This is a genomic window from Mesorhizobium sp. P2_E6, assembly GCF_056403835.1.
On the sequence record NZ_JBFUEQ010000001.1, the window covers coordinates 926,903 to 948,643 of the forward strand.

At 62.4% G+C, this 21,741-nt stretch carries 19 protein-coding genes, 1 tRNA gene and 1 riboswitch; of the genes, 11 read left to right on the forward strand and 9 right to left on the reverse strand.

The features are described 5' to 3' along the window. Positions 1-78: 78 nt before the first annotated feature. The 3 genes from AC1D08_RS04340 to AC1D08_RS04350 all read left to right on the forward strand — a co-directional run bounded on the left by AC1D08_RS04340 (position 79) and on the right by AC1D08_RS04350 (position 3,285). On the forward strand, positions 79-1,344 hold the full coding sequence (locus AC1D08_RS04340) for a sensor histidine kinase (protein ID WP_457151619.1): 1,266 nt from the start codon (positions 79-81) through the stop codon (positions 1,342-1,344). A 113-nt stretch (positions 1,345-1,457) separates the two neighbouring features. Next, entirely contained in the window at positions 1,458-2,183 is a 726-nt protein-coding gene (gene phoU / locus AC1D08_RS04345; protein WP_457151620.1) for a phosphate signaling complex protein PhoU, read from the forward strand. Between the two features lie 91 nt (positions 2,184-2,274). Continuing rightward, positions 2,275-3,285: a magnesium and cobalt transport protein CorA gene (locus tag AC1D08_RS04350; RefSeq protein ID WP_477422589.1), complete on the forward strand. Its 1,011-nt coding sequence runs from the start codon at positions 2,275-2,277 to the stop codon at positions 3,283-3,285. A 111-nt stretch (positions 3,286-3,396) separates the two neighbouring features. On the opposite strand, the gene AC1D08_RS04355 is transcribed toward AC1D08_RS04350, so the two are convergent. After that, complete coding sequence (locus tag AC1D08_RS04355; protein ID WP_457152058.1) at positions 3,397-3,915, reverse strand: GcrA family cell cycle regulator; 519 nt, start codon at positions 3,913-3,915, stop codon at positions 3,397-3,399. Positions 3,916-4,271: 356 nt separating this feature from the next. Here AC1D08_RS04355 and AC1D08_RS04360 point away from each other — a divergent pair, with 356 nt between their 5' ends. The 3 genes from AC1D08_RS04360 to AC1D08_RS04370 all read left to right on the forward strand — a co-directional run bounded on the left by AC1D08_RS04360 (position 4,272) and on the right by AC1D08_RS04370 (position 7,513). After that, complete coding sequence (locus AC1D08_RS04360) at positions 4,272-5,471, forward strand: aspartate aminotransferase family protein (RefSeq protein ID WP_457152059.1); 1,200 nt, start codon at positions 4,272-4,274, stop codon at positions 5,469-5,471. 17 nt (positions 5,472-5,488) lie between these two features. Next, on the forward strand, positions 5,489-6,400 hold the full coding sequence (gene argF, locus AC1D08_RS04365) for an ornithine carbamoyltransferase (RefSeq protein WP_457152060.1): 912 nt from the start codon (positions 5,489-5,491) through the stop codon (positions 6,398-6,400). 78 nt (positions 6,401-6,478) lie between these two features. Then, a complete protein-coding gene (locus tag AC1D08_RS04370; RefSeq protein WP_457152061.1) occupies positions 6,479-7,513 on the forward strand; it encodes an Hsp33 family molecular chaperone in 1,035 nt (344 codons plus the stop codon). Between the two features lie 42 nt (positions 7,514-7,555). Here the strand turns inward: AC1D08_RS04370 and apaG are convergent, their stop codons facing one another. Continuing rightward, positions 7,556-7,948 (reverse strand): Co2+/Mg2+ efflux protein ApaG, encoded by a 393-nt coding sequence (apaG, locus tag AC1D08_RS04375; RefSeq protein WP_091579771.1) that lies wholly within the window; start codon positions 7,946-7,948, stop codon positions 7,556-7,558. Positions 7,949-8,171: 223 nt separating this feature from the next. Between apaG and AC1D08_RS04380 the strand changes: the two genes are divergently transcribed. Continuing rightward, complete coding sequence (locus tag AC1D08_RS04380; protein WP_457152062.1) at positions 8,172-9,323, forward strand: ceramide glucosyltransferase; 1,152 nt, start codon at positions 8,172-8,174, stop codon at positions 9,321-9,323. A 14-nt stretch (positions 9,324-9,337) separates the two neighbouring features. Here AC1D08_RS04380 and AC1D08_RS04385 read toward each other — a convergent pair whose 3' ends face one another. After that, a complete protein-coding gene (locus AC1D08_RS04385) occupies positions 9,338-10,528 on the reverse strand; it encodes an O-succinylhomoserine sulfhydrylase (protein ID WP_457152063.1) in 1,191 nt (396 codons plus the stop codon). A gap of 57 nt (positions 10,529-10,585) precedes the next feature. After that, a riboswitch (SAM riboswitch) is annotated at positions 10,586-10,663 on the reverse strand. Between the two features lie 155 nt (positions 10,664-10,818). Between AC1D08_RS04385 and AC1D08_RS04390 the strand changes: the two genes are divergently transcribed. Beyond that, entirely contained in the window at positions 10,819-11,913 is a 1,095-nt protein-coding gene (locus tag AC1D08_RS04390) for a 2'-deoxycytidine 5'-triphosphate deaminase (RefSeq protein WP_457152064.1), read from the forward strand. A gap of 99 nt (positions 11,914-12,012) precedes the next feature. Then, a complete protein-coding gene (locus tag AC1D08_RS04395) occupies positions 12,013-12,786 on the forward strand; it encodes an ABC transporter substrate-binding protein (protein ID WP_095084265.1) in 774 nt (257 codons plus the stop codon). A gap of 44 nt (positions 12,787-12,830) precedes the next feature. On the opposite strand, the gene araD1 is transcribed toward AC1D08_RS04395, so the two are convergent. The 4 genes from araD1 to chvE all read right to left on the reverse strand — a co-directional run bounded on the left by araD1 (position 12,831) and on the right by chvE (position 18,029). Continuing rightward, positions 12,831-13,823, reverse strand: a complete 993-nt coding sequence (gene araD1, locus AC1D08_RS04400; protein WP_457152065.1) for an AraD1 family protein — start codon at positions 13,821-13,823, stop codon at positions 12,831-12,833. A gap of 192 nt (positions 13,824-14,015) precedes the next feature. Next, positions 14,016-15,308 carry a multiple monosaccharide ABC transporter permease gene (mmsB, locus tag AC1D08_RS04405; protein ID WP_095082262.1) on the reverse strand — a complete coding sequence of 431 codons (1,293 nt, stop codon included), beginning with the start codon at positions 15,306-15,308 and terminating at the stop codon, positions 14,016-14,018. After that, positions 15,305-16,837, reverse strand: a complete 1,533-nt coding sequence (gene mmsA / locus AC1D08_RS04410) for a multiple monosaccharide ABC transporter ATP-binding protein (RefSeq protein ID WP_477225370.1) — start codon at positions 16,835-16,837, stop codon at positions 15,305-15,307. Before mmsA ends, mmsB begins: the two co-directional genes overlap by 4 nt. 121 nt (positions 16,838-16,958) lie before the next feature. Continuing rightward, positions 16,959-18,029 carry a multiple monosaccharide ABC transporter substrate-binding protein gene (chvE, locus tag AC1D08_RS04415; RefSeq protein WP_184877702.1) on the reverse strand — a complete coding sequence of 357 codons (1,071 nt, stop codon included), beginning with the start codon at positions 18,027-18,029 and terminating at the stop codon, positions 16,959-16,961. 311 nt (positions 18,030-18,340) lie between these two features. Between chvE and AC1D08_RS04420 the strand changes: the two genes are divergently transcribed. Further along, on the forward strand, positions 18,341-19,330 hold the full coding sequence (locus AC1D08_RS04420) for a LysR family transcriptional regulator (RefSeq protein ID WP_477225371.1): 990 nt from the start codon (positions 18,341-18,343) through the stop codon (positions 19,328-19,330). 110 nt (positions 19,331-19,440) lie between these two features. Next, entirely contained in the window at positions 19,441-19,692 is a 252-nt protein-coding gene (locus AC1D08_RS04425) for a hypothetical protein (protein ID WP_457154195.1), read from the forward strand. On the opposite strand, the gene AC1D08_RS04430 is transcribed toward AC1D08_RS04425, so the two are convergent. Both AC1D08_RS04430 and AC1D08_RS04435 read right to left on the reverse strand, forming a co-directional pair. Continuing rightward, a tRNA-Gly gene (locus AC1D08_RS04430) sits at positions 19,681-19,754 on the reverse strand. The genes AC1D08_RS04425 and AC1D08_RS04430 overlap by 12 nt on opposite strands. A 93-nt stretch (positions 19,755-19,847) precedes the next feature. Then, positions 19,848-21,737 carry an acyltransferase family protein gene (locus AC1D08_RS04435; RefSeq protein WP_477225372.1) on the reverse strand — a complete coding sequence of 630 codons (1,890 nt, stop codon included), beginning with the start codon at positions 21,735-21,737 and terminating at the stop codon, positions 19,848-19,850. Positions 21,738-21,741 lie beyond the last annotated feature (4 nt).

Sequence of the window (21,741 nt, forward strand, 5' to 3'; positions counted from 1 at the left end):
CATGCGTTAGACCAGTCGCGCGGAAGTTTCCGTCGCCGGTCGACCGGGTGCGAGGCAAGGGTGCGGGCGCGCGAGCGAATGGCTGACCTGGACGCAGAGCAGAGTGGCATGGCGCGAGGCCTGGCGGTCCGGCTGTGGAGCAGCCGCTGGCTGCTGATCGCCGGTGTCGTCGCGGTTCTCGCTGTATATGCCTTGGCCGCCATATCCGGCTTTGTCGTCTTTGCGGCGCTGGCGCTGCTGCTTGCAGCGGCAATGCTGCCGGTCACCGGCACGCGCCAATCGGCCGAGAGTGCCGCGGCGATCGAGGCAATCGGCCTGCAACGGCTCTCCGGCGAATACCTTGCGGCAGCCGTCGCCGATCCGCTGATCATCTTCGACCGGACCGCCACCATCGTCCACGCCAATGCCGCCGCTTTCGCCGCCTTCGGCGGGATCGCGCCCGGTCTGTCGCTGTCGTTGAAATTCCGGGCGCCGGAAATGCAGGCTCTGCTGGACGGCGTGCTGTCGGGCGATGTCGCCTCTGACGTCGTCGACTATACGGAGAAGCTGCCGGTCGAACGGGCTTACCGGGTGAGTGCCTCCTCGGTCGGCCACGGCACCGATCTTTATGTGCTGGTGTTCAAGGACCAGAGCGAAGCGCGCAGGATCGACCGCATGCGCGCCGATTTCATAGCCAATGCCAGCCACGAACTGCGCACGCCGCTCGCCTCGATCTCCGGCTTTATCGAAACGCTGCGCGGACCGGCCCGCAACGACCCGGCGGCGCGCGACCAGTTCCTGCAGATCATGCAGAGCCAGACCGGGCGCATGGCGCGCCTGATCGATGATTTGTTGTCGCTGTCGCGGCTCGAGATGAAGCCCTATCTGAAGCCGGGAACCGAGGTCGACCTGCGCGAGACGGTCGACAGCGTCATCGATTCGCTCGGACCGCTGGCCAGGGAAAACAGCGTTGTCGTCGAACGGGATTACGCCGACGGCCCGCTTGACGTGCCGGGGGATCGCGACGAGCTCTTCCAGGTTTTCGAGAACCTCCTGGAAAACGCCTGCAAGTACGGGCAGTCGGGCGGCCGCGTGGTGGTGTCGATCGCGCGCGGCGATCCCGGCTCGGAGCCAGGCATCGACGTGACCATCAGGGACTTTGGCCCCGGCATTCCCGAGGAACACATTCCGCGCATCACCGAGCGCTTCTATCGCGTCGATGTCGAGACCAGCCGCACTCAGAAGGGAACCGGCCTCGGTCTGTCGATCGTCAAGCATATCCTGACACGCCACAATGGCCGGCTTTCGATCAAGTCCGAGTTCGGCAAGGGCGCTGCCTTCTCGGTTCATTTGCCGACGCACTGATACTGCCCTAGTTTTCCACGGGACCGTTTCTTTTTTCTGTCATCCGGCTAGCGTATCAGCGGGGATTCGAGGAAACGACTCAAAACAAGACACCCGTGGGAAGGCATTTCGCCATGCAGTCCGTGCATATCATGAGCGCCTATGACGAGGAGCTGAAATATCTGTCGAAGCGCATCGCGGCGATGGGCGGCCATGCCGAGCGTATGGTCGAACAGGCGGTTGCCGCCCTCGTCAATGCCGACCCCGGCCTCGCCCAGAAGGTCATCCGCGACGATGCAGTGCTCGATGAAGGGCAACGCGAAATCGACGACAAGGCGATCATCATCATCGCCAAGCGCCAGCCGATGGCGACGGACCTGCGCGAGATCGTCGGCGCCATCCGCATTTCCGCCGACCTCGAACGGGTCGGCGACCTCGGCAAGAACGTTGCCAAGCGGGTGGGCGCCGTCACCGACGGACGCCAGCCGACCAGCCTGTTTCGCGGCCTCGAAGCCCTGGCCAATCTGGCGCTGACCCAGCTCAAGGAAGTGCTCGACGTCTACGCATCGCGCTCGGTCGACAAGATCGGCTTCGTGCGCGACCGCGACGACCAGATCGACGCCATGTACACGTCGCTGTTCCGCGAATTGCTGACCTACATGATGGAAGATCCGCGCAACATCACGCCGTGCACACATCTGCTGTTTTGCGCCAAGAACATCGAGCGCATCGGCGATCACGCCACCAACATCGCCGAGACCATCTACTACATCGTCACCGGCGAGCAGATGCCGGCCGAGCGGCCGAAGGGCGACAAGACCGACAAGATCAGCCTTTCCGCGATGCCTCCGGTTAATTGAACGGTCGCACTCTCGAACCATCATCCGAATTGCGCTAGACTTTCCAGGCTTTCCTGTATCCTCGTCCGTGGATTTGCTTCGGGAGGTTGTGATGGAAAATGTTCGGAACCTGACTCCGGCGCCTGCGCCGACCTCCGGCATTATCGCTTCCGGCGTCTACACGGCTGGGCGTCGCATCGCCGACATTCCCATCGAGGAGGCCGGCGAATGGGCAAAAAAAACCGGTCATGTCGTCTGGATTGGCCTGCTCGAGCCCGACCGCAACCTGCTGCTTCGCGTCCAGGCGCAGTTTCACCTGCATGAACTGGCGATCGAGGACGCCGAGCACCCGCACCAGCGGCCGAAGATCGAGCAATATGGCGACGCCTTGTTCATCGTCGCCCGCACCGCGCAGCTGATCGACGGCCGGGTCACCTTCGGCGAGACCCATTTGTTCGTCGGCAGCGGCTACATCGTCAGCGTCAGGCATGGCCCGTCCACATCCTATGCCGCCGTGCGTCAGCATTGGGAAAGCTGCCCGCATTCGCTGGCCAAGGGCGAGGATTTCGTCCTCTACGCCATTCTCGATTTCATCGTCGACAACTACATGCCCGTGCTCGAGCAGATCGAGGACGAGGTCGAACTGATCGAGGACAGGGTCCTGCTGAAGCCGATGACAGGTCCCGACATCGAGCGGCTCTATATGCTGCGCCGCGATCTTTTGCGTCTGCGCAATGCGGCACTTCCGCTTGTCGAAGTCTGCCGCCGACTAACCAGTGCCGACCTGCCACAGATCCACACGGCCATGCATCCGCTGTTTCGTGACGTGACCGACCATATCCGCACCGTGCAGGAAAAGATCGACAGTCTGCGCGAGGTGCTGGCGTTTGCTTTCGAGGCCAGCCTTCTGGTCGGCCAGAGCCAGGAAACGGCGATCTCCAAGAAGCTAGCCTCCTGGGCCGCCATCTTGGCGGTGCCGACGGCATTCGCCGGTATTTACGGCATGAATTTCAGCGACATGCCGGAATTGAAGATGGAATATGGCTACCCGGTGGTGCTGGCCACGATCGCGCTGATCTGCTCGTTTCTCTACTGGCGCTTTCGCAAGAATGGCTGGCTGTGAAGAAGAGGGCAGTAGGGCAGTAGGGCAGTAGGGCAGTAGGATGACATTTCGCAAGCGCGACTTTCCGCACGCCTACTGCCGTATTGCCTTACTCCCCTATTCCCTTCTCTGTTATCGACTCCGCCGCCGCTCCGATGCCGGCTGGAACGCCACGCGGGCGTGGTACTTGCAGTAGGGGCCGGTTTCGGCGGCTTCGTTGCCGCAGAAATTGAAGTCCTCCGAAAGCGGATCGCCGTTCGGCCATTTGCAGGTCCGCTCGGTCAGCTCGACGAGCTGCAGATGCCGTGAGATCGGCACCACGACATTCTCGACCGGGCGGATATAGTGGCGTGCCACAGGTTCGGCGTCGAACTGCGTCTGCAATGCCGTTGCGCCGATCGATGTCGTGACATGACGGACCGTGCTTGCGGCGCGCGACACCGATTTCTGAACCGTCGATCCCTGCGCCGCCTTCTTCTGGCGTGCCGGCGTGGCGGTCGACCGCCCGCGGCCCGACAGTTTCAGCCGGTGCACCTTTCCAATGACCGCATTGCGGCTGACCCCACCAAGCTGCGCAGCAATCTGGCTTGCGCTCAGACCCTCGGACCACAGTTTTCTGAGAAGTTCTACCCGCTCGTCAGTCCAGTTCATGAGACCGCTCCTGCTAAGCGTGCGGCAATCGGAATCCACTCCCGGCCCGGCAACATTTGCCGGGGCAGACACCACATATATCTGGTGATTAGGTCCGCCGCACGAAATCTAGTTATTTCTTGACTACAACTACTCTATGCGCTGACTCGGTGACAAGAGTCCCAAGTGCAACACGAATCGGTTTTTTAGGTTTTCCCCAACTTGCCCGGTCGCTCGTGAGCCGGCGTTGCGTCGGAGGGCTTGCCGCGGGGCACTACGCGACGTTTTCGTTGACTTCATGGCCGAAAAACACGATAAGCCGCACAGGCCGCCGCTTTGGCGGCTTTTTTGATTTTCCGGTACCGGAGACGCATATAATGAGCGGTTCGGCGCTTTACGAGACCTTTGCTCGCGCACCCCTGGCCTTCGACCATGGGGAAGGCACCTGGCTGGTTACCGACAAGGGCGAGCGATATCTCGATTTCGCCGGCGGCATCGCCGTCAATTCGCTGGGTCACAGCCATCCGCACCTGGTCTCAGCACTGACCGAGCAAGCCGCGAAGCTTTGGCATGTCTCCAATCTCTACGAGATTCCGGGGCAAACCCGGCTCGGCGAGCGGCTGGTGGACGCCACCTTCGCCGACAAGGTGTTCTTCACCAATTCCGGCGCCGAAGCGCTGGAATGCGCGATCAAGACGGCGCGGCGCTACCATTTCGTCAAGGGACATCCCGAACGCTTCCGCGTCATCACCTTCGAGGGGGCCTTCCATGGCCGCACGCTGGCGACCATCGCGGCCGGCGGTCAGTACAAGTACCTTGAAGGGTTTGGCCCCAAGGTCGAGGGCTTCGACCAGGTCGGCTTCGATGACATCGACGCGGCCGAAAAAGCGATCACGCCAGAGACCGCGGCGATCCTGATCGAACCGGTACAGGGCGAGGGCGGCATCCGCCCGGTGCCGACGCAATCGCTGAGGCGGCTCAGGCAGTTGTGCGAACAGCACGGCCTGCTGCTGATCTACGACGAGGTCCAGTGCGGCATCGGCCGAACCGGCAAGCTGTTCGCGCATGAATGGTCCGGCGTCACCCCCGACATCATGGCGATCGCCAAGGGCATTGGCGGCGGCTTCCCGATGGGCGCCTGCCTTGCCACCGATGAAGCGGCCATTGGCATGACGTCCGGCGTCCATGGCACCACTTTCGGCGGCAACCCGCTGGCCATGGCGGTTGGCAACGCGGTGCTCGACGTGGTGCTGGAAGACGGCTTCCTCGAAGATGTCCAGCGCAAGGCGCTGCTGATGAAGCAGGGGCTGGCGGCGGTCGCCGACGAGTTTCCCGAGGTCATCGAGGACATCAGGGGCACCGGGCTGATGCTCGGTCTCAAGTGCGCCATGCCCAACACCAAGGTGAACATGGCATTGCGCGACCAGCACCTGCTGGCGGTTCCGGCCGGCGACAACGTCATTCGCCTGTTGCCGCCGCTCACCGTCACCGATGCCGAGATCCACGACGCGCTCAGCCGCATCCGCGCCGGCGCCAAGGGCCTGGCGGAGGCGATCGCCGCCGCCGCCGCGAAGTAATCCCGGAACCATTGCTGATGTCAGTTCGCCATTTCACCGATCTTTCCGCCGTTTCCGAAGGCGATCTGCGCTTCATGCTTGATGATGCGGTGGTGCGAAAGGCTCGCCTCAAGGCTGGCGAGCGCACCAGGCCGCTCGAAGGCAAGGTGCTGGCGATGATCTTCGACAAGCCCTCGACGCGCACCCGCGTGTCCTTCGACGTCGGCATGCGCCAGCTCGGCGGCGAAACCATCATGCTGACCGGCACCGAGATGCAGCTCGGCCGCTCCGAGACCATTGCCGACACCGCCAAGGTGCTGTCGCGCTACGTCGACGCGATCATGATCCGCACCACCTCGCATGAGCGGCTGCTCGAACTGACCGAGAATGCCACCGTTCCGGTCATCAATGGACTGACCGACGACACCCATCCCTGCCAGCTGATGGCCGATATCATGACCTTCGAGGAGCATCGCGGTCCGGTTGCCGGCAAGACCATCGCCTGGACCGGCGACGGCAACAATGTGCTGCATTCGCTGCTCGAGGCCTCGGCGCGGTTCCGCTTCAACCTCAACGTCGCCGTGCCCGAAGGCAGCGAGCCGGAACAGAAGCATATCGACTGGTCGCAGGCGCATGGTGGCAAGCTGCACTTCACCCGCTCGCCCGAGGAAGCCGTCGACCAGGCCGACTGCGTCGTCACCGATTGCTGGGTGTCGATGGGCCAGGAGCATCGCGCCCGCGGCCACAACGTGTTCTCGCCCTACCAGGTCAATGCCAAGCTGATGGCGAAGGCCAAGCCGGAGGCGCTGTTCATGCACTGCCTGCCGGCGCACCGCGGCGAGGAAGTGACCGACGAGGTCATTGACGGGCCGCATTCGGTGGTCTTCGACGAGGCCGAGAACCGCCTCCATGCCCAGAAGGCCGTGCTCGCCTGGTGTCTCGGCGCTTGATCTCTGGGGGTGTGATGCCTATTTGCGCCGCATCACGCAAATCAAGCGCGTTTCGAAGCATGCGCCCTCCAGGGCGGCATGGCCGCGCCCTGGAGCATTGTCATGTTGGAAACCTATCAAGTGACTGAACATCACCCCAAACTCGGCGAATTCGGCTACGCCGGCGACGATCACGTCGTGCCCTTCGAGGTCGGCCCGCTCGATGTGCGCGGCCGTACCGTCCAGCTCGGGCCGATGCTCGACGCCATCCTCAGCCGTCACGACTATCCCGAACCGGTCGCCCGCCTGCTGGCGGAAGCCTGCGTGCTGACGGTGCTGCTCGGCACCTCGCTGAAGTTCGAGGGCAAGTTCATCCTGCAGACCCGCACCGACGGGCCGGTCGACATGCTGGTGGCGGATTTTTCCACGCCCTCGGCACTGCGCGCCTATGCCCGCTTCGATGCAGACCGGCTGGAGGCGCTGGTCGCGGCCGGCGAAACGTCTCAGCAGACGCTGCTCGGCAGCGGCGTGCTGGCGCTGACCATCGACCAGGGTGCTCACACGCAGCGCTATCAGGGTATCGTCCAGCTCGATGGCGAAACGCTGGAAGACGCGGCCCGCACCTATTTCCGCCAGTCGGAGCAGATTCCGACCGATATCAGGCTTTCGGTGGCCAAGCTGCTGACGCCTGGCGTCGGCGGCGCTCGCGAGCAGTGGCGTGCCGGTGGCATCCTGGCGCAGTTCCTGCCGCAGTCGCCCGAGCGCATGCGCGTTCCGGACCTGCCGGGCGGCGATGGCGATCCGCGCGAGGAGATCCACGATCCGGCCGACAATTCCTGGCAGGAGCTGCTGGCATTGCTCGGCACCATCGAGCCGACCGAACTGATCGACCCGACGATCGGCGCCGAGCGGCTGCTGTACAGGCTGTTCCACGAGCATGGCGTGCGCGTCTTCGGCGGCGTACCGGTCGCCGACCAGTGCTCATGCTCGAGGGACAAGATCCGTGGCATCCTCGAGGGCTTCTCGGCGCAGGAGATCAAGGACAGCACCGAAGACGGCGGCATCCACGTCGCCTGCGAATTCTGCTCGAAGCAATATGACTTCGATCCGGCGGAATTTGCGGCGGCCCAGTAGAGAACGAGCCTCACCGGCTGCTTGGCGGCCGGTGAGGCGAAGCTAATTCACCGTCCTTCGCGTCCCCGGCAGATCCAGCGAGAAGGCGGGGATGGCGATGTCGAACGTCTCGCCCCGCTTGTTGCGCATCGTGTAGTGCCCGACCATGATGCCGGACGGTGTCGAAAGCGGGCAACCGGACGTGTATTGATAGCTGTCGCCGGGATTGAGTTCGGGCTGGTCGCCGACGACGCCGGCACCGCGCACCTCCTCGACCCGTCCGGTGCCGTCGGTGATGTGCCAATAGCGCGACAACAGCTGCACGAACTCATCCGACTGGTTGTCGATCGTTATCTGATAGCCCCAGACATAGCGGTTCTCCGACGGGTCCGAACGGTCCTCCAGATAGAACGGCCTGACCTGCACTTCGATGTTGCGCGTCACGGCGCGGTACATAAGCGGCTCCAAAACAATCCAAGTCGAACTGTCCTCGCTCCGGGCGAGCAGGTCAACGTGCGCGTCTTGTCGCGCCCGGCCTGAAAGGCAGGTGCCGACAAAGAATGTCATTTAAGTGACACATGACAATGGTGGTGTGCACGAAGCGGGCGACTCGGCGCTCTGTCGAACTGTTGAAAACGGCCATCACGCGGGCCGTCTTTTCTGGAGTGGCCAGGTCTCGATGGAACTCACCCTCATAGCCGCCTCGCTTTCGATCGCTCTCATCCTTTCAAACCTCGCCAGCATCCTGCTCGCCGCTTCGCGTCTGAAGCGCCACCGCACCATCGCGCCGCCGGCCGGCAAGCCGCTGCCGGTGTCGATTATCGTGCCATCGCGTGGCGTCGAGCCGTTCACGCAGGAGACGCTGGAGCGCGCCCTCTCGCTCGACTGGCCTCGCTATGAACTGGTCTTTTGCGTCGCCCATGCGGACGATCCGGTGGTCAGGCTGATCCGTGCCGCCATCGCCCGTTCTCCCAAGGTGCCGGCGCGGCTGCTGATCGGCGACGACCGCATCAGCGCCAATCCGAAACTCAACAATTGCGTCAAGGGTTGGGAGGCAGCGCGCCACGATTGGGTTGTCCTGGCCGATTCCAACGTGTTGATGCCGAGAGACTACGTGCAGCACCTGATGGCTGCATGGCGGCCCGACACCGGCCTTGTCTGCTCGACGCCGATAGGCTCGCGGCCCGCTGGCTTCTGGGCCGAGGTCGAATGCGCTTTCCTCAACACGCTGCAAGCGCGCTGGCAATATGCCGGCGAGGCGCTTGGCCTCGGCTTTGCCCAGGGCAAGAGCATGCTCTGGAACAAGCCGATGCTCGACGCCAGTGGTGGCATCCGTGCGCTCGCCGCCGAGATCGCCGAGGACGCTGCCGCGACCAAGCTGGTCAATGGCCTTGGCCTGCGCGTCAATCTCGTCGCCGCGCCCTTCGAGCAACCGCTCGGCCGGCGCACCTTTGACGAGATCTGGTCGCGTCAGGCCCGTTGGGCGCGCCTGCGCCGCGTCACTTTCCCATGGTTTTTCGCACCCGAAATCCTGACCGGGGCAGTGGTGCCGCTGGCACTCGCGCTGTTGGCGGCGGCAAGCGCGGGCGTCAGCCTCTGGGCAACCGCCATTGCCGTGCTGGCGGCCTTCTACCTTCCTGAATGCGCCCTGGCCTGGTCCAAAGGCTGGTACCTGTCGTCGCGCATGGTCGCGGCGATCATGATGCGCGACCTGATCCTGCCGGCGATGTGGGCGCGCGGCTGGCTGGGTGGCGCCGTCGACTGGCGCGGCAACGCGATGACCATCGGCACCAAGGCGGCCGAGTTGGAAGAGACGCCGTCCGGCGCCTGATGGCCAAAGGCCTTTTACTTGGCCGACTTCAGCGCCTGTTCGATGTCTTCCAGAAGATCGTCGGTATCCTCCAGGCCGACCGACAGCCTGAGCGTGCCCGGCCCGATGCCGAGTTCGGCACGCGCTTCGTCGCTCAGATTCTTGTGCGTCGTCGTCGCCGGATGGGTGATCAGGCTCTTGGCATCGCCGAGATTGTTGGAGATCAGTACGATGTCGAGCGCGTTCTGCAAGGCGAAGGCCGCCTGCTTGCCTCCCTTGACGTCCAGGCAGATCAGCGTCGAGCCGCCCGACATCTGCTTCTTGACGATGGCCGCCTGCGGGTGGTCGGCGCGGCCGGGATAGATGACGCGGACGATTTCGGGCCGCTCGGCCAGGAAATCCGCGATCCTGCTGGCGCTTTCCGTCTGCTGGCGCACGCGCACCGGCAGCGTCTCCAGCCCTTTCAGCAGCGTCCAGGCATTGAACGGCGACAGGCTGGGGCCGGTGTGGCGGAAATAGTCGTGCAGGTTCTCGTCGATCCACTTCTTGTCCGACAGGATGACGCCGCCGAGACAGCGGCCCTGGCCGTCAATATGCTTGGTCGCCGAGTAGACGACGATGTGCGCACCGAGCTGCAGCGGCTTCTGCTGCAGGGGTGTGGCAAAGACATTGTCGACGATCAGCCGCGCACCGATCGAATTGGCAAGCGCGGCAACCGCGGCGATGTCGACCACTTCCAGCGTCGGGTTGGTCGGGCTTTCCAGGAAGAACAGCTTGGTGTTCGGCTTGACCGCCTTTTCCCAGTTGGCGATGTCGGTGCCGTCGACCAGCGTCGCCTCGATGCCATATTTCGGCGCCAGCGTCTCGACCACCCAGCGGCAGGAGCCGAACAGCGCGCGTGCTGCCACGATATGATCGCCGGCCCTGGCGCTGCACAACAGCGAGGCCGTCACCGCGGCCATGCCGGATGCGGTGGCGCGCGCGTCCTCGGCGCCTTCGAGCGCGCACATGCGTTTTTCGAACATGTCGACGGTCGGGTTGGCGTAGCGCGAGTAGATGAACCCCGGCTCCTCGCCCTTGAAGCGGGCTTCGGCGGCCTGCGCAGTTTCGTAGACATAGCCCTGGGTGAGGTACATCGCCTCGGAGGTTTCGCCGAAACCGGAACGCAGGGTTCCGCTATGCACGAGTGTCGTTTGAGGCTTCCAGTTACGCTTCTTGGTGCTCATCGCTTTTGTTCCAGACACAAAAAAACCGGCCGCGAAAGTCGCAACCGGTCCATACGGCCTTGCGGCCCGACGGTCCTTTAGCGACTTGTTTAACGTGGCTGCAAGCCGACCGGCCAAATCACCACGGGATAACGACCCTTTAGACCCGCGCCACGCTTGCGTCAATTGCCGGCTTGATTAAGAGGTTTGTACCAAGCAGGTTCCGCAGCAGTGTTCCACGGTTTTGCGGCAAGAACCTGCGAACAGAAAATCGCCTGGCCCCAAGAATCGCCTGGCCTAGGAGTGGAGCCTTGCGGCAGACAGGCATTCTTCCCGATCAGGACATTTCGGCGCTGTTCCGGTCCGGCGCGCTGAAGTCGGCGCGCGCGTTCGATGCCGATCAGATCCAGCCGGCGAGCCTGGATCTGCGCCTCGGCGACAAGGCCTGGCGGGTGCGGGCCTCGTTCCTGCCGGGTCCCAACCACAAGGTTTCGGAAAAGCTCGACCGGTTGCAGCTGCACGAGATCAATCTTGCAGAGGGGGCGGTGCTGGAGACCGGCTGCGTGTATATCGTGCCCTTGCTTGAAAGCCTGGCATTGCCGGCGGACATTTCGGCCTCGGCCAATCCGAAGAGTTCCACCGGGCGGCTCGACATCTTCACCCGCGTCATGACCGATCGCGGACACGAGTTCGACAAGATCGCCGCCGGCTATCACGGCCCGCTCTATCTCGAGGTCAGCCCGCGCACCTTTCCGATCGTCGTGCGCACCGGTTCGCGTCTGTCCCAGATCCGTTTCCGCACCGGCAATGCACTGCTCTCGGAAGCCGAGCTGCATGACCTGCATCGCGCCGAGATGCTGGTCGCAACCGAGCCGCCGAACATTTCCGGCGGCGGCATCGCGCTGTCGATCGATCTTAACGGCGATCAGAACGGCCTGGTCGGCTATCGCGGCAAGCATCACACCGGTCTCGTCGATGTCGACAAGCGCGCGGCACAAGAGGTCGTCGATTTCTGGGAGCCGATCCACAAGAGCGGCGCCGGCGAACTGGTGCTCGATCCCGATGAATTCTACATCCTCGTCAGCCAGGAAGCGGTGCATGTGCCGCCGCTCTACGCCGCCGAGATGACGCCGTTCGATCCGCTGGTCGGCGAGTTCCGCGTCCACTATGCCGGCTTCTTCGATCCGGGTTTCGGCCATTCGGCGTCCGGCGGCACCGGCAGTCGCGCAGTGCTCGAAGTGCGCAGCCACGAAGTGCCGTTCATCCTCGACCATGGCCAGATCGTCGGCCGGCTGGTCTACGAGCATATGCTGAAGCGGCCGCAGGCACTCTACGGCACCGATCTCGGCTCCAACTACCAGGCGCAAGGCCTGAAGCTGTCCAAGCATTTCCGCCCAGCGCGCTGAACCCAATTCCCGTCGGGCAATACACTTGCCTGCGATGGCTCGTCATGCTTGGCTGGCTTTCTGGTCGCCAAGCTGGCGGCGTTCAAGGGAACCAAGAAAATGCGGATTTCAAAATGGATCATATCGGCAGCAGGTGCTGCCGTGTTGCTGATGGCGGCCGGCTCTCTGTCGGCGCAGGCTGCTGAGAAACTGAAGATCGGCACCGAGGGTGCCTATCCGCCGTTCAACACCATCACCCCGGACGGCAAGGTCGTCGGCTTCGATATCGACATCGCCAATGCGCTGTGTGCGCAGATGAAGGTCGAGTGCGAGATCGTCACCCAGGACTGGGACGGCATCATCCCCGCCCTGCAGGCCAAGAAATTCGATGCCATCATCGCCTCGATGAGCATCACCGAGGAACGCAAGAAGCAGGTCTCCTTCACCAACAAATACTATACGACGCCACTCGCGCTGGTGGCGCCGAAGGATACCGAACTCACCTCGACCGAACCGGCGGCCCTTGCCGGCAAGACGGTCGGCGCCCAGGCCTCGACCACGCAGGCCGACTATGCCCAGAATGTCTATGGCAAGGCTGGCGCGGAGGCGAAACTCTACCCGACCCAGGAAGAGGCGATCACCGATCTGACGAACGGCCGTCTCGATGCCGTCATCTCTGACAAATTCGTGCTGGTGGACTGGTTGAAGAAGGCAAGCGACGGCTGCTGCAAGCTGGTCGGTGACGTCAAGGGCACGGAGACCCAGGCCGGCATTGCCGTTCGCCTGGAAGACACCGCGCTACGCGACAAGCTCAATGCGGCAATAGACGCCATCGTTGCCGACGGGACCTACAAGAAGATCCAGGCCAAGTACTTCGACTTCGATATTTATTGAGCTTCGAACGGCCGACCTCCCCACTCGTAGGGGAGGTCGTGCTGTCAAAGCGCCTTCACCGCCACCTTCACCGGCTGCTCGATCTCGAGTGGGTTGCGCAGCGGCAGGCCAAAATCCTTGGCCTCGATTTCGAACACATCGCCAGCCTCGGTCTTGATGCCGTCGGCAAAGGACAGCGTCGCCGTTCCAAACATGTGCACATGCACGTCGCCTGGCTGGCGGAAAGCCGCATATTTGAAGTGGTGGTGTTCGAGATTGGCGATGGTGTGCGACATGTTCGCTTCGCCTGACAGGAACGGCTTTTCCCACAGCACCTCGTTGTCACGATAGATGCGCGAGCTGCCGCGGATGTCGGACGGCAGGTCGCCGATCAGGATTTCCGGCCCGAACGAGGCGTTGCGCAGCTTGGAGTGGGCCAGGAACAGATAGTTCACGCGCTCGGTGACGTGGTCGGAAAACTCGTTCGACAACGTGAAGCCGACACGGAACGGTGCGCCATCGTCGCCGATGACATAGATGCCGGCCACTTCCGGCTCTTCGCCGGCGTCCTTGGCGAAAGCCGGCGACAGCAGTGCGGCACCTGGCGCCACAGCCATCGTGCCGTTGCCCTTGTAGAACCATTCCGGCTGCACACCGATCTGGCCTTTCGCCGGCTTGCCGCCCTCCAGCCCCATGCGGAACATCTTCATGGAATCGGTCAGCTGTTCCTCGCCCTCGGCGCCGAGCTTCTTGTGCATGGAATCGCGCGTCGCGGCCGAGCCGAGATGCGTCAGTCCGGTGCCGGTCAGATGCAGGTGCGCCGGATCGGGGTGGTTGATCGGCGACAGCAGCCGCCCCTTCTTGTAGGCGGCATCGAGATCGATTGTCTCGCCAAGCCCCTTGCGTTCGATCAGCGCGACGAGCCCGACGCCGGTGCGGGCGGCCTCCATCGCCAGCGAATAGACGCTGCGCGCACCATTGATGATCCGGGTCTTGCCGCCGTTGCGGGCAACGACGCGGATGGTCTCGGCGTCATCGAGAATCTGGGAGATCAGCATGATGAATCCTCTCTCATTTGCCTTGGCAGGGGCTGCCGGGACGGCAAACCTTGCCCAGCGCGGCCAGGACCTCGTCCATGCCACGGGTGAAATTCTCCATTCGGATTGCGCTCGCGAGCCTGGTCCCTCAGGGACTTCTTTTCGTGCCGCCGGGCAGCGCCGCGATGTGACCCGTATGCCTTCCTGGTTCCCTCAGCCCTTGTTCTTGTTGTAGACGTCGAACACCACCGCGCCGAGCAGCACCAGGCCTTTCACCACCTGCTGCCAGTCGACATTGACGCCCATGATCGACATGCCGTTGTTCATCACGCCCATGATGAAGCCGCCGACCACCGCGCCGATGACCTGGCCGACACCACCCATCGCCGAGGCGCCGCCGATGAACACCGCGGCGATGACGTCGAGCTCGCTGCCAAGGCCTGCCGCCGGCACTGCCTGCCCAAGGCGGGCCGCGATGATCAGGCCGCCAAGCGCTGACAGCACGCCCATATTGACGAACACCATCAGGGTCAGTCGCTCGGTCTTGATGCCCGATAGCTGTGCCGCCTTGGCATTGCCGCCCATTGCGTAGATGCGCCGGCCGATCGTCATGCGTTTGGTGACGAACACGAACAGTGCGATCAGCACGCCCATCACCATGAGAACGATTGGCAGGCCCCTGTAGCTGGCGAACTGGTAGACTAGGAACAGCGCCAGCGCGCTGGTCACCAGGGTCTTGATGACAAACAGCGTGAAAGGCTCGGCTTCGTAGCCGTGCTGCTCGCGCGTGCGCCGTGCCTTGAGCCCGAAATACGCATAGGCGAGCACGGCGACGACGCCAATCAGGATCGTCGTCATGTGCAGTGTCAGGCCGCTGCCGATGATGGTCTTGCCGGCGGCGTTCACCGTCGGCGGGATCAGCGTCAAGGGGCCGATCACGTCCGGAATGAAGCCGGAACTGAGCGCCTTGAAGCCATCTGGAAGCGGTCCCACGGAAGACCCGCCACCCAGCAGCGCCTGGCAGATGCCGCGGAAGATGAGCATTCCGGCCAGCGTCACGATGAAGCTCGGTATTCGGTGATAGGCAATCCAGTAGCCTTGGGCCGCGCCGATGCCGCCGCCGATGATGAGGCAGATGATCGATACAACCAGCGGATTGCTGAGGGGGCCAAGCGGCCAGATGACCATCATCATTGCCGCCAGCGCGCCGATGAAACCGGCGACGGAGCCGACGCTGAGGTCGATATGGCCCGAAACGATCACCAGAAGCATACCCAGCGCCATCACGATGATGAAGCTGTTCTGCTGCACCAAATTGCTCAGGTTCACCGGCTTGAAGAGCGTGCCGGACGTGGTGAACTGGAAGAACACCATGATGGCGATCAGCGCCAGGATCAGGCCGTATTCGCGCAGATTCGTGATCAGCGCCGAGACGGCCACACGCGGCCCCTGCTGCACATCTTCGGCGACGCCGCTTTTCGGCGCGGGAGCGCTTTCGGTGGTCATGATGCTTTTCCTTCTCCCCGAACGATGGCGCGCATGATCTTTTCCTGGCTGGCTTCGCTCGCCGCCATTTCGCCGACGATGCGGCCTTCGTTCATGACGTAGATGCGGTCGGTGATGCCGAGCAGTTCTGGCATCTCCGACGAGATGACGATGATCGCCTTACCCTCGGAGGCGAGGCGGGCGATGATGGTGTAGATTTCATACTTGGCGCCGACGTCGATGCCGCGCGTCGGCTCGTCGAGGATCAGCACTTCCGGATTGGCGAACAGCCATTTCGACAGCACCACCTTCTGTTGATTGCCGCCCGACAGATTGCCGGTCATTTGATAGACGCTGGACGAGCGGATGTTGGTCTTGGCCTTGTAGTCATTGGCGACGGCAAGTTCGCGCAGGTCGTCGATCACGGCGTGGCGCGACACGCCGGGCAGGTTGGCCAGCGTGATGTTGTGCTTGATGTGATCGATGAGATTGAGACCGTAGGTCTTGCGGTCCTCGGTGACGTAGGCAATGCCGTGTTCCACAGCCTTGCTCACCGACGAAACATCGATCGGCTTGCCCTTGAGCAGCACGTCGCCAGTGATGCGGCGGCCATAGGAGCGGCCAAACAGGCTCATGGCGAATTCGGTGCGTCCGGCGCCCATCAGCCCGGCAATGCCGACCACCTCACCCTTGCGGACATCGATATCGATGCCCTTGATCACCTGCCGCTCGGCATGGATTGGGTGATAGACCGACCAGTTCTTCACCTGGAGCACGACCTCGCCGATCTTGGGCTCGCGCGGCGGATAACGGTCGTCGAGCGAACGGCCGACCATCGAGGTGATGATGCGGTCCTCCGAAATGTCTTTCTTGGCAAGTGTTTCGATGGTCCGTCCGTCGCGGATGATGGTGACCTTGTCGGCGACCCGGTTCACCTCGTTGAGCTTGTGCGAGATCAGGATCGAGGTGATGCCTTGCCGCTTGAATTCGAGCAGCAGGTCCAGCAGTGCCTGGCTGTCCTTTTCGGACAGGCTCGCCGTCGGCTCGTCGAGGATCAGCAACTGCACTTCCTTGCTGAGCGCCTTGGCGATCTCGACCAGCTGCTGCTTGCCGACGCCGATATTGGTGATCAGCGTCTTGGGGTCCTCCTTGAGGCCCACCTTCTTCAGCAAGGCGCTGGTACGTGTCTCGTTGGCATTCCAGTCGATGATGCCAAATCTGGCGTGTTCGTTGCCAAGGAAAATGTTTTCGGCGATCGACAGCATCGGCACCAGTGCAAGCTCCTGGTGAATGATGACGATGCCCTTGTGCTCGCTGTCGTGAATGCCCTTGAAATGGCATTCCTCGCCACGGTAGACGATCGCGCCATCATAGGTGCCGGACGCATAGACGCCCGAGAGCACCTTCATCAGCGTCGACTTGCCGGCGCCGTTCTCGCCGACCACGGCATGAATCTCGCCTTCCTCGACGCTGAGGTTGACGTTCGACAGCGCCTTCACGCCGGGGAACGTCTTGGTGATGTCGCGCATCTCCAAAATCGTCGAGGCCATTGGGACTACCGCTCCCTGAGAGGTCGGCAAACACTGCCGGCGAGGTCGGTAACAATACCGGGCCTGCTGGTGAACGAAAAGGGGCCCTGCGTTGCGCAGGACCCCTGGATTTGAAACCGAATTACTTCAGCTCGTCGGCCTTGATGTAGCCGGAGTCGACGACCAGCGCCTGGTAGTTCGACTTGTCGACTTCATGTGGCGTCAAGAGGATCGAGGGAACGACCTTGACGTCGTTGTTGTAGGTCTTGGTGTCGAGGGCATCCGGCTTGCCACCCGACAGCACCTTGTCGACGAGCTCAACGGTCGACTTGGCCAGTTCGCGGGTGTCTTTGAACACGGTCGAGTACTGCTCGCCCGAGATGATCAGCTTGACCGAGGCGGTCTCGGCGTCCTGACCGGTCACGATCGGCCAGGGCTGAGCGTCCGTGCCGTAGCCGACAGCGCGCAGCGATGCGGTGATACCACGCGACAGGCCGTCATAGGGCGACAGAACGCCATCGACGCGGCTGCCGTCCGAGTAGTTGGCCGAAAGCAGATTGTCCATGCGGGCCTGAGCGGTGGCCGCCAGCCAGCGCAGCGTGCCGACCTTGTCCATGCCGGTCTGGCCGGACTTGATCTTGATCGAGCCGTCGTCGATCAGTGGCTGCAGGACGGAAATCGCGCCATTGTAGAAGAAAAAGGCGTTGTTGTCGTCGGGCGAGCCGCCGAACAGTTCGACGTTCCACGGCTTGGTGTTCGGGAAACGCTCCTTGAGGCCCTTGACCAGCGAATTCGCCTGGATGACGCCGACGCCGAAATTGTCGAAGGTCGTGTAGTAATCGACGTTGGCGGTCTTTTTGATCAGGCGGTCATAGGCGACGACGACGACGCCGGCGTCAGCGGCCTTCTGCAGCGCGTCCGACAGGGTGGTGCCGTCGATCGAGGCGATGATCAGCGCCTTCGGGCCCTTGGTGATTTCATTTTCCAGCTGGCTGAGCTGGTTTGGAATGTCGTCCTGCGCATATTGCAGGTCGACGGTGTAGCCCAGAGCCTCGAGCTGGGACTTGACGGCGTCTCCGTCGTTGATCCAGCGCTGCGAGGTCTTGGTCGGCATCAGCACGCCGACGAGGCCTTTGTCGGCTGCGTAGGCGGTGGCCGACATGGCCGCGATGCTGACCGCCAAGGCGGCGACTAACGTCTTGATGATTTTCACTTAACTCTCCCTGGTTGATGGACGCGGCACCCCGGGGGTCGCGGGCCGCGCAATCGTGCAGAAGCGCCAAGGCACTGCTGCCGTCATATCGATCTCCGGTATCCTCCCATGGCCCCGAGGCGCTGATTTCAATCGATACGATTTTTCTCGTCTGCGACCGTCGCGTCTCGGAACGCGCGAAGGTTGTGATCCTTTGCCATAACTGTCAAATGCGATCTTTGATGATTGCTATATCAATATTGGTATATGCTATCGAGGCGAGACGGCTGGCACGACCGCTGGCCGCCTGCGCGCAGAAGCAAGGAGAGGCTATGGCGGCGCTAAGGAATCCGACTGCGATTTCAAATGGTTACAGAGAGATGCCGGGCGACGGCGAAACCTTGCTGCGCAGTGGCCTCAGCTTGCGCCACATGCGTATGATCGTCGCGCTCGACGACCATGGCCGGGTGAGCGCGGCAGCCCAAGTTATGAACATTTCTCAGCCGGCGGCTTCGCGCATGATCAGCGAAATGGAGGCCGTGCTGGAGGTCAAGCTGTGCGAAAGGCTGCCGCGCGGCATCACCTTGACGCCTTTCGGCAAGGCATTATCCAGGCGCGCGCGCTCGATCCTCCTGGAAATGCGCGAGGTCGACCGCGAAATTTCCGAACTTAAGGCGGGCAAAGGCGGCTCGGTGTTCCTCGGCGCTGTGACGGCACCGGCAATCGAGCTGGCGGTGCCGGCGATTCGCGAAATCCGCCGTATCTATCCGCGCATCGAGATCACCATGCAGGTCGAGACCTCCAACGTGCTGGCACGCGAATTGATCGCCACGCGCCATGATTTCATCATCGCGCGCATCCCTGACGATCTCAATCCGCGGCTGTTCGAGTCGCGCGTCATCGGCGTCGAGAAGGCCTGCCTGATCGTGCGCAGGGGCCATCCGCTCACCAAGGGCGAGGCAGTGCGGCTGGAGGACACCGCCGCCTACGATTGGGTTTTCCAGTCGGGCGGGTCGCCTTTGCGCCAGGCGATGGAGAGCAATTTCCTCAACCGCAACATCGCTTTGCCGGACCGTATCCTCAACACCAGCTCGCTGCTCTTGACCCTGGTCATGGTCGCACATTCCGATGCGATTGCGCCGGTATCGGTCCAGGTGGCGAAATTCATCCAGAATCCCGATGGGCTGGCCGGCGCCATCGACGTCGTCCAGACCGAATTCGACATCGAGGTCAGACCCTACAGCCTGATCACGGTGAAGAACCGTGTGCTGTCGCCGGCCGCCAAGATGCTGCACGACTTCATCCTGCGAGAGGTGGGATGACGGCTCAGCCAGGCTTCGGGTTCGGGGCTGGCGAACAGCAAGGCGGGAACATTATTTCCTGCCGATGCGTTGATATTCCTGCAACGGACGATTTCTTCAGGAGACCGAACATGCGCAGCTTCGAAATGATCGACCTGCTTTGCGTGGTCGAGGCCTGCAAGCACGAACGATCGGTCGGGAATTTCGTGTCGATGGCTGAAGGCGTGGAAGAATTGCGGGTACTGACCGGCGATTTCGTCTCATCGGATGACGTAGTGGCAAACGCGCTTGCAACGGTTGCGCTTGCACGAGGCTGCTCGGTTGTGTTCGACGAACAGGCGGGCGCTGAAATTGTTGCTGGCGCCATTGGCTGGAGCGGGTAGAGGGAATCGAACCCTCGCGTTCAGCTTGGGAAGCTGACAAGCTACCATTACATCATACCCGCGCGATCCCTCGTTACCATGCGGGTTGGCCTTCGGGCAATCGCAAAGCGGCTTTTACACCGCAGGCTGCGGCGATGCATATCGACCTGCGATTGCTATCTTGCCCTGGCGAGCTTGTTGCCGGCGGCAAAGCTTGGCCAGTACTTCGAGATGGCTAACGTCGCGCCGGCGGAAGAGAAATGACCATAATCGAAATAGAGAAATTGCTTGCTGTCGGCATCTGCGTACGAACAGCCGGCCGCATCGCACAGATATGCCAGCGGATCTATGAATGTCGCCCCTTTGGCGAACGGCAGCACCCGCTTGTTGATCCCCGGATCCATGGCAGTCGGCCAGGACGTGTTCCCGGCATGCTCCCGCCTTGCGAAGAAAGCGATTTTCTGGACGTCGGCGATGAATTCGGGCGACTGGCCGATGACATAGACCTTGACGCCCATGTCGCGAAGCCGATCGATCGTTTTTTGCAGGCCATCGAAGCCCCTGACCTGGTAGTCGGTCCATCGGCCGCTCAGGATCACCGCCCGGATGTTAGCGTCGCGGATAATCGACAAGGCTCGTTCGTTGAAAAGCGTACAGCTTGGCCGGGCATAGGAAAAATAGGTGAGGTCGGGCGGGCAGCCGGCATAGGTGTACTGGATGACATTGGCCTGGATTTTCTGGGCGTTGGCGTCGAGTCCCGAAACATAGTGGGCGGCGAAGGAATCGCCCCACAAAAGCACGTTGGTGGCAAAGCCTTGGGTGCGGGTGCAGTCGGCGAGGTTCCAGGTGTCGATGCGGGCCCCTTCGTTGAAGCAGACGCCGTTGCGCCAGTCGCCGACCCGGATCGGCTCGGTCGAGAAGTCCGGGAACCGTTGCGGAAAACCACCGCCGAGCGCGCCGGCCAAGCCGCCGACACAGAGCAGGACGATCGCCGCCCCCGAAAAGGCGAAGATCGGCAATGGGGCGGTGAACGCCCGTTTCCGGCGAAACGGCTGCTCGACATATTTCCAGGAAAATGTCGCCAGGGCGAAACTGGCTACCATCATCGCGATGACCGTCGGCACGCCGATGGCCTTCAGCGAGAGATAGTGGACGAACGAATTTATCGGCCAGTGAACGAGGTAGAGCGAATAGGAAATGAGGCCAACCCAGACCAGCGGCGCGAACCGAAGGACGCGGGTCGCAAGAGGTGCCGGCCTGTCGGCGCCGGGGTGATCGTGGCCCGCATAGATGAGCAGGGCGGTTCCGATGCAGGGGAACAAGGCATTGTAGCCCGGAAACGGGTCGCTCTCCGAAATCGTTAGAAAGCCGAAGGCGATCAGGGCAAAGCCGGCGAGGCCGATAAGTTCCATCGCCAACCGGCTGGCAAGCGCCGGCGGCTTCTTCAGCATCAGCATGGCGCCAAGCGCCAGTTCCCAGAAGCGCGTCGGCAAAAGGTAGAAGCCGGCTGTCGGCGCCAGCGAGGTTGCCATGACCGCTACGGCAAAGCTGCCGATGGCGATCGGCAGCAGTACCGTCAGCCAGCGCTTCGAGACATATCGGTAGATCAAATAGAGCAGGATCGGTGCGAAGATATAATACTGCTCTTCGACCGAAAGCGACCATGTGTGAAGCAGTGGCCGCAGTTCGGCGTCGATGGAGAAATAGTTCGTCGTCTTCCAGAAATAGATGTTCGACCAGAAGGTCGAGGCGGCGATCACGCTCAAGCTGAATTCGTGCAGATCCGACGGCAGCAGGATGAACCAGGCGGCAATGCTGGCGAGCAGGATGACGAAGGTCAGCGCCGGCAGGATCCGCCGTGCGCGGCGCCAATAGAAGCGACCGATCGAAAACTCGCCGCGCTCGAGATCGTCGAGCAGGCTGCCGCTGATCAGGTATCCCGATATGACGAAGAAGATGTCGACGCCGGTGAAGCCGCCGGGAATGGCGGAGACGCCGAAGTGGAAGAGCAGGACGGGCAGCACCGCCACGGCCCGAAGGCCATCGATGTCGCGCCTGTAGTTCATCCGG

Excerpts from the sequence above, each read along its gene's own strand:
- araD1 (WP_457152065.1), bottom strand. The coding sequence starts at position 13,823 with ATGCTGATCTCCCAGATTCTCGATGACGCCGAGACCATCCGCGTCGTT.
- AC1D08_RS04380 (WP_457152062.1), top strand. The coding sequence starts at position 8,172 with ATGGAACTCACCCTCATAGCCGCCTCGCTTTCGATCGCTCTCATCCTT.
- phoU (WP_457151620.1), top strand. The coding sequence starts at position 1,458 with ATGCAGTCCGTGCATATCATGAGCGCCTATGACGAGGAGCTGAAATAT.
- AC1D08_RS04360 (WP_457152059.1), top strand. The coding sequence starts at position 4,272 with ATGAGCGGTTCGGCGCTTTACGAGACCTTTGCTCGCGCACCCCTGGCC.
- AC1D08_RS04370 (WP_457152061.1), top strand. The coding sequence starts at position 6,479 with ATGGCCGCGCCCTGGAGCATTGTCATGTTGGAAACCTATCAAGTGACT.
- apaG (WP_091579771.1), bottom strand. The coding sequence starts at position 7,948 with ATGTACCGCGCCGTGACGCGCAACATCGAAGTGCAGGTCAGGCCGTTC.
- AC1D08_RS04355 (WP_457152058.1), bottom strand. The coding sequence starts at position 3,915 with ATGAACTGGACTGACGAGCGGGTAGAACTTCTCAGAAAACTGTGGTCC.
- argF (WP_457152060.1), top strand. The coding sequence starts at position 5,489 with ATGTCAGTTCGCCATTTCACCGATCTTTCCGCCGTTTCCGAAGGCGAT.
- AC1D08_RS04435 (WP_477225372.1), bottom strand. The coding sequence starts at position 21,737 with ATGAACTACAGGCGCGACATCGATGGCCTTCGGGCCGTGGCGGTGCTG.
- AC1D08_RS04425 (WP_457154195.1), top strand. The coding sequence starts at position 19,441 with ATGCGCAGCTTCGAAATGATCGACCTGCTTTGCGTGGTCGAGGCCTGC.
- mmsB (WP_095082262.1), bottom strand. The coding sequence starts at position 15,308 with ATGACCACCGAAAGCGCTCCCGCGCCGAAAAGCGGCGTCGCCGAAGAT.
- AC1D08_RS04340 (WP_457151619.1), top strand. The coding sequence starts at position 79 with ATGGCTGACCTGGACGCAGAGCAGAGTGGCATGGCGCGAGGCCTGGCG.
- AC1D08_RS04420 (WP_477225371.1), top strand. The coding sequence starts at position 18,341 with ATGGCGGCGCTAAGGAATCCGACTGCGATTTCAAATGGTTACAGAGAG.
- AC1D08_RS04350 (WP_477422589.1), top strand. The coding sequence starts at position 2,275 with ATGGAAAATGTTCGGAACCTGACTCCGGCGCCTGCGCCGACCTCCGGC.
- AC1D08_RS04395 (WP_095084265.1), top strand. The coding sequence starts at position 12,013 with ATGCGGATTTCAAAATGGATCATATCGGCAGCAGGTGCTGCCGTGTTG.
- AC1D08_RS04385 (WP_457152063.1), bottom strand. The coding sequence starts at position 10,528 with ATGAGCACCAAGAAGCGTAACTGGAAGCCTCAAACGACACTCGTGCAT.
- mmsA (WP_477225370.1), bottom strand. The coding sequence starts at position 16,837 with ATGGCCTCGACGATTTTGGAGATGCGCGACATCACCAAGACGTTCCCC.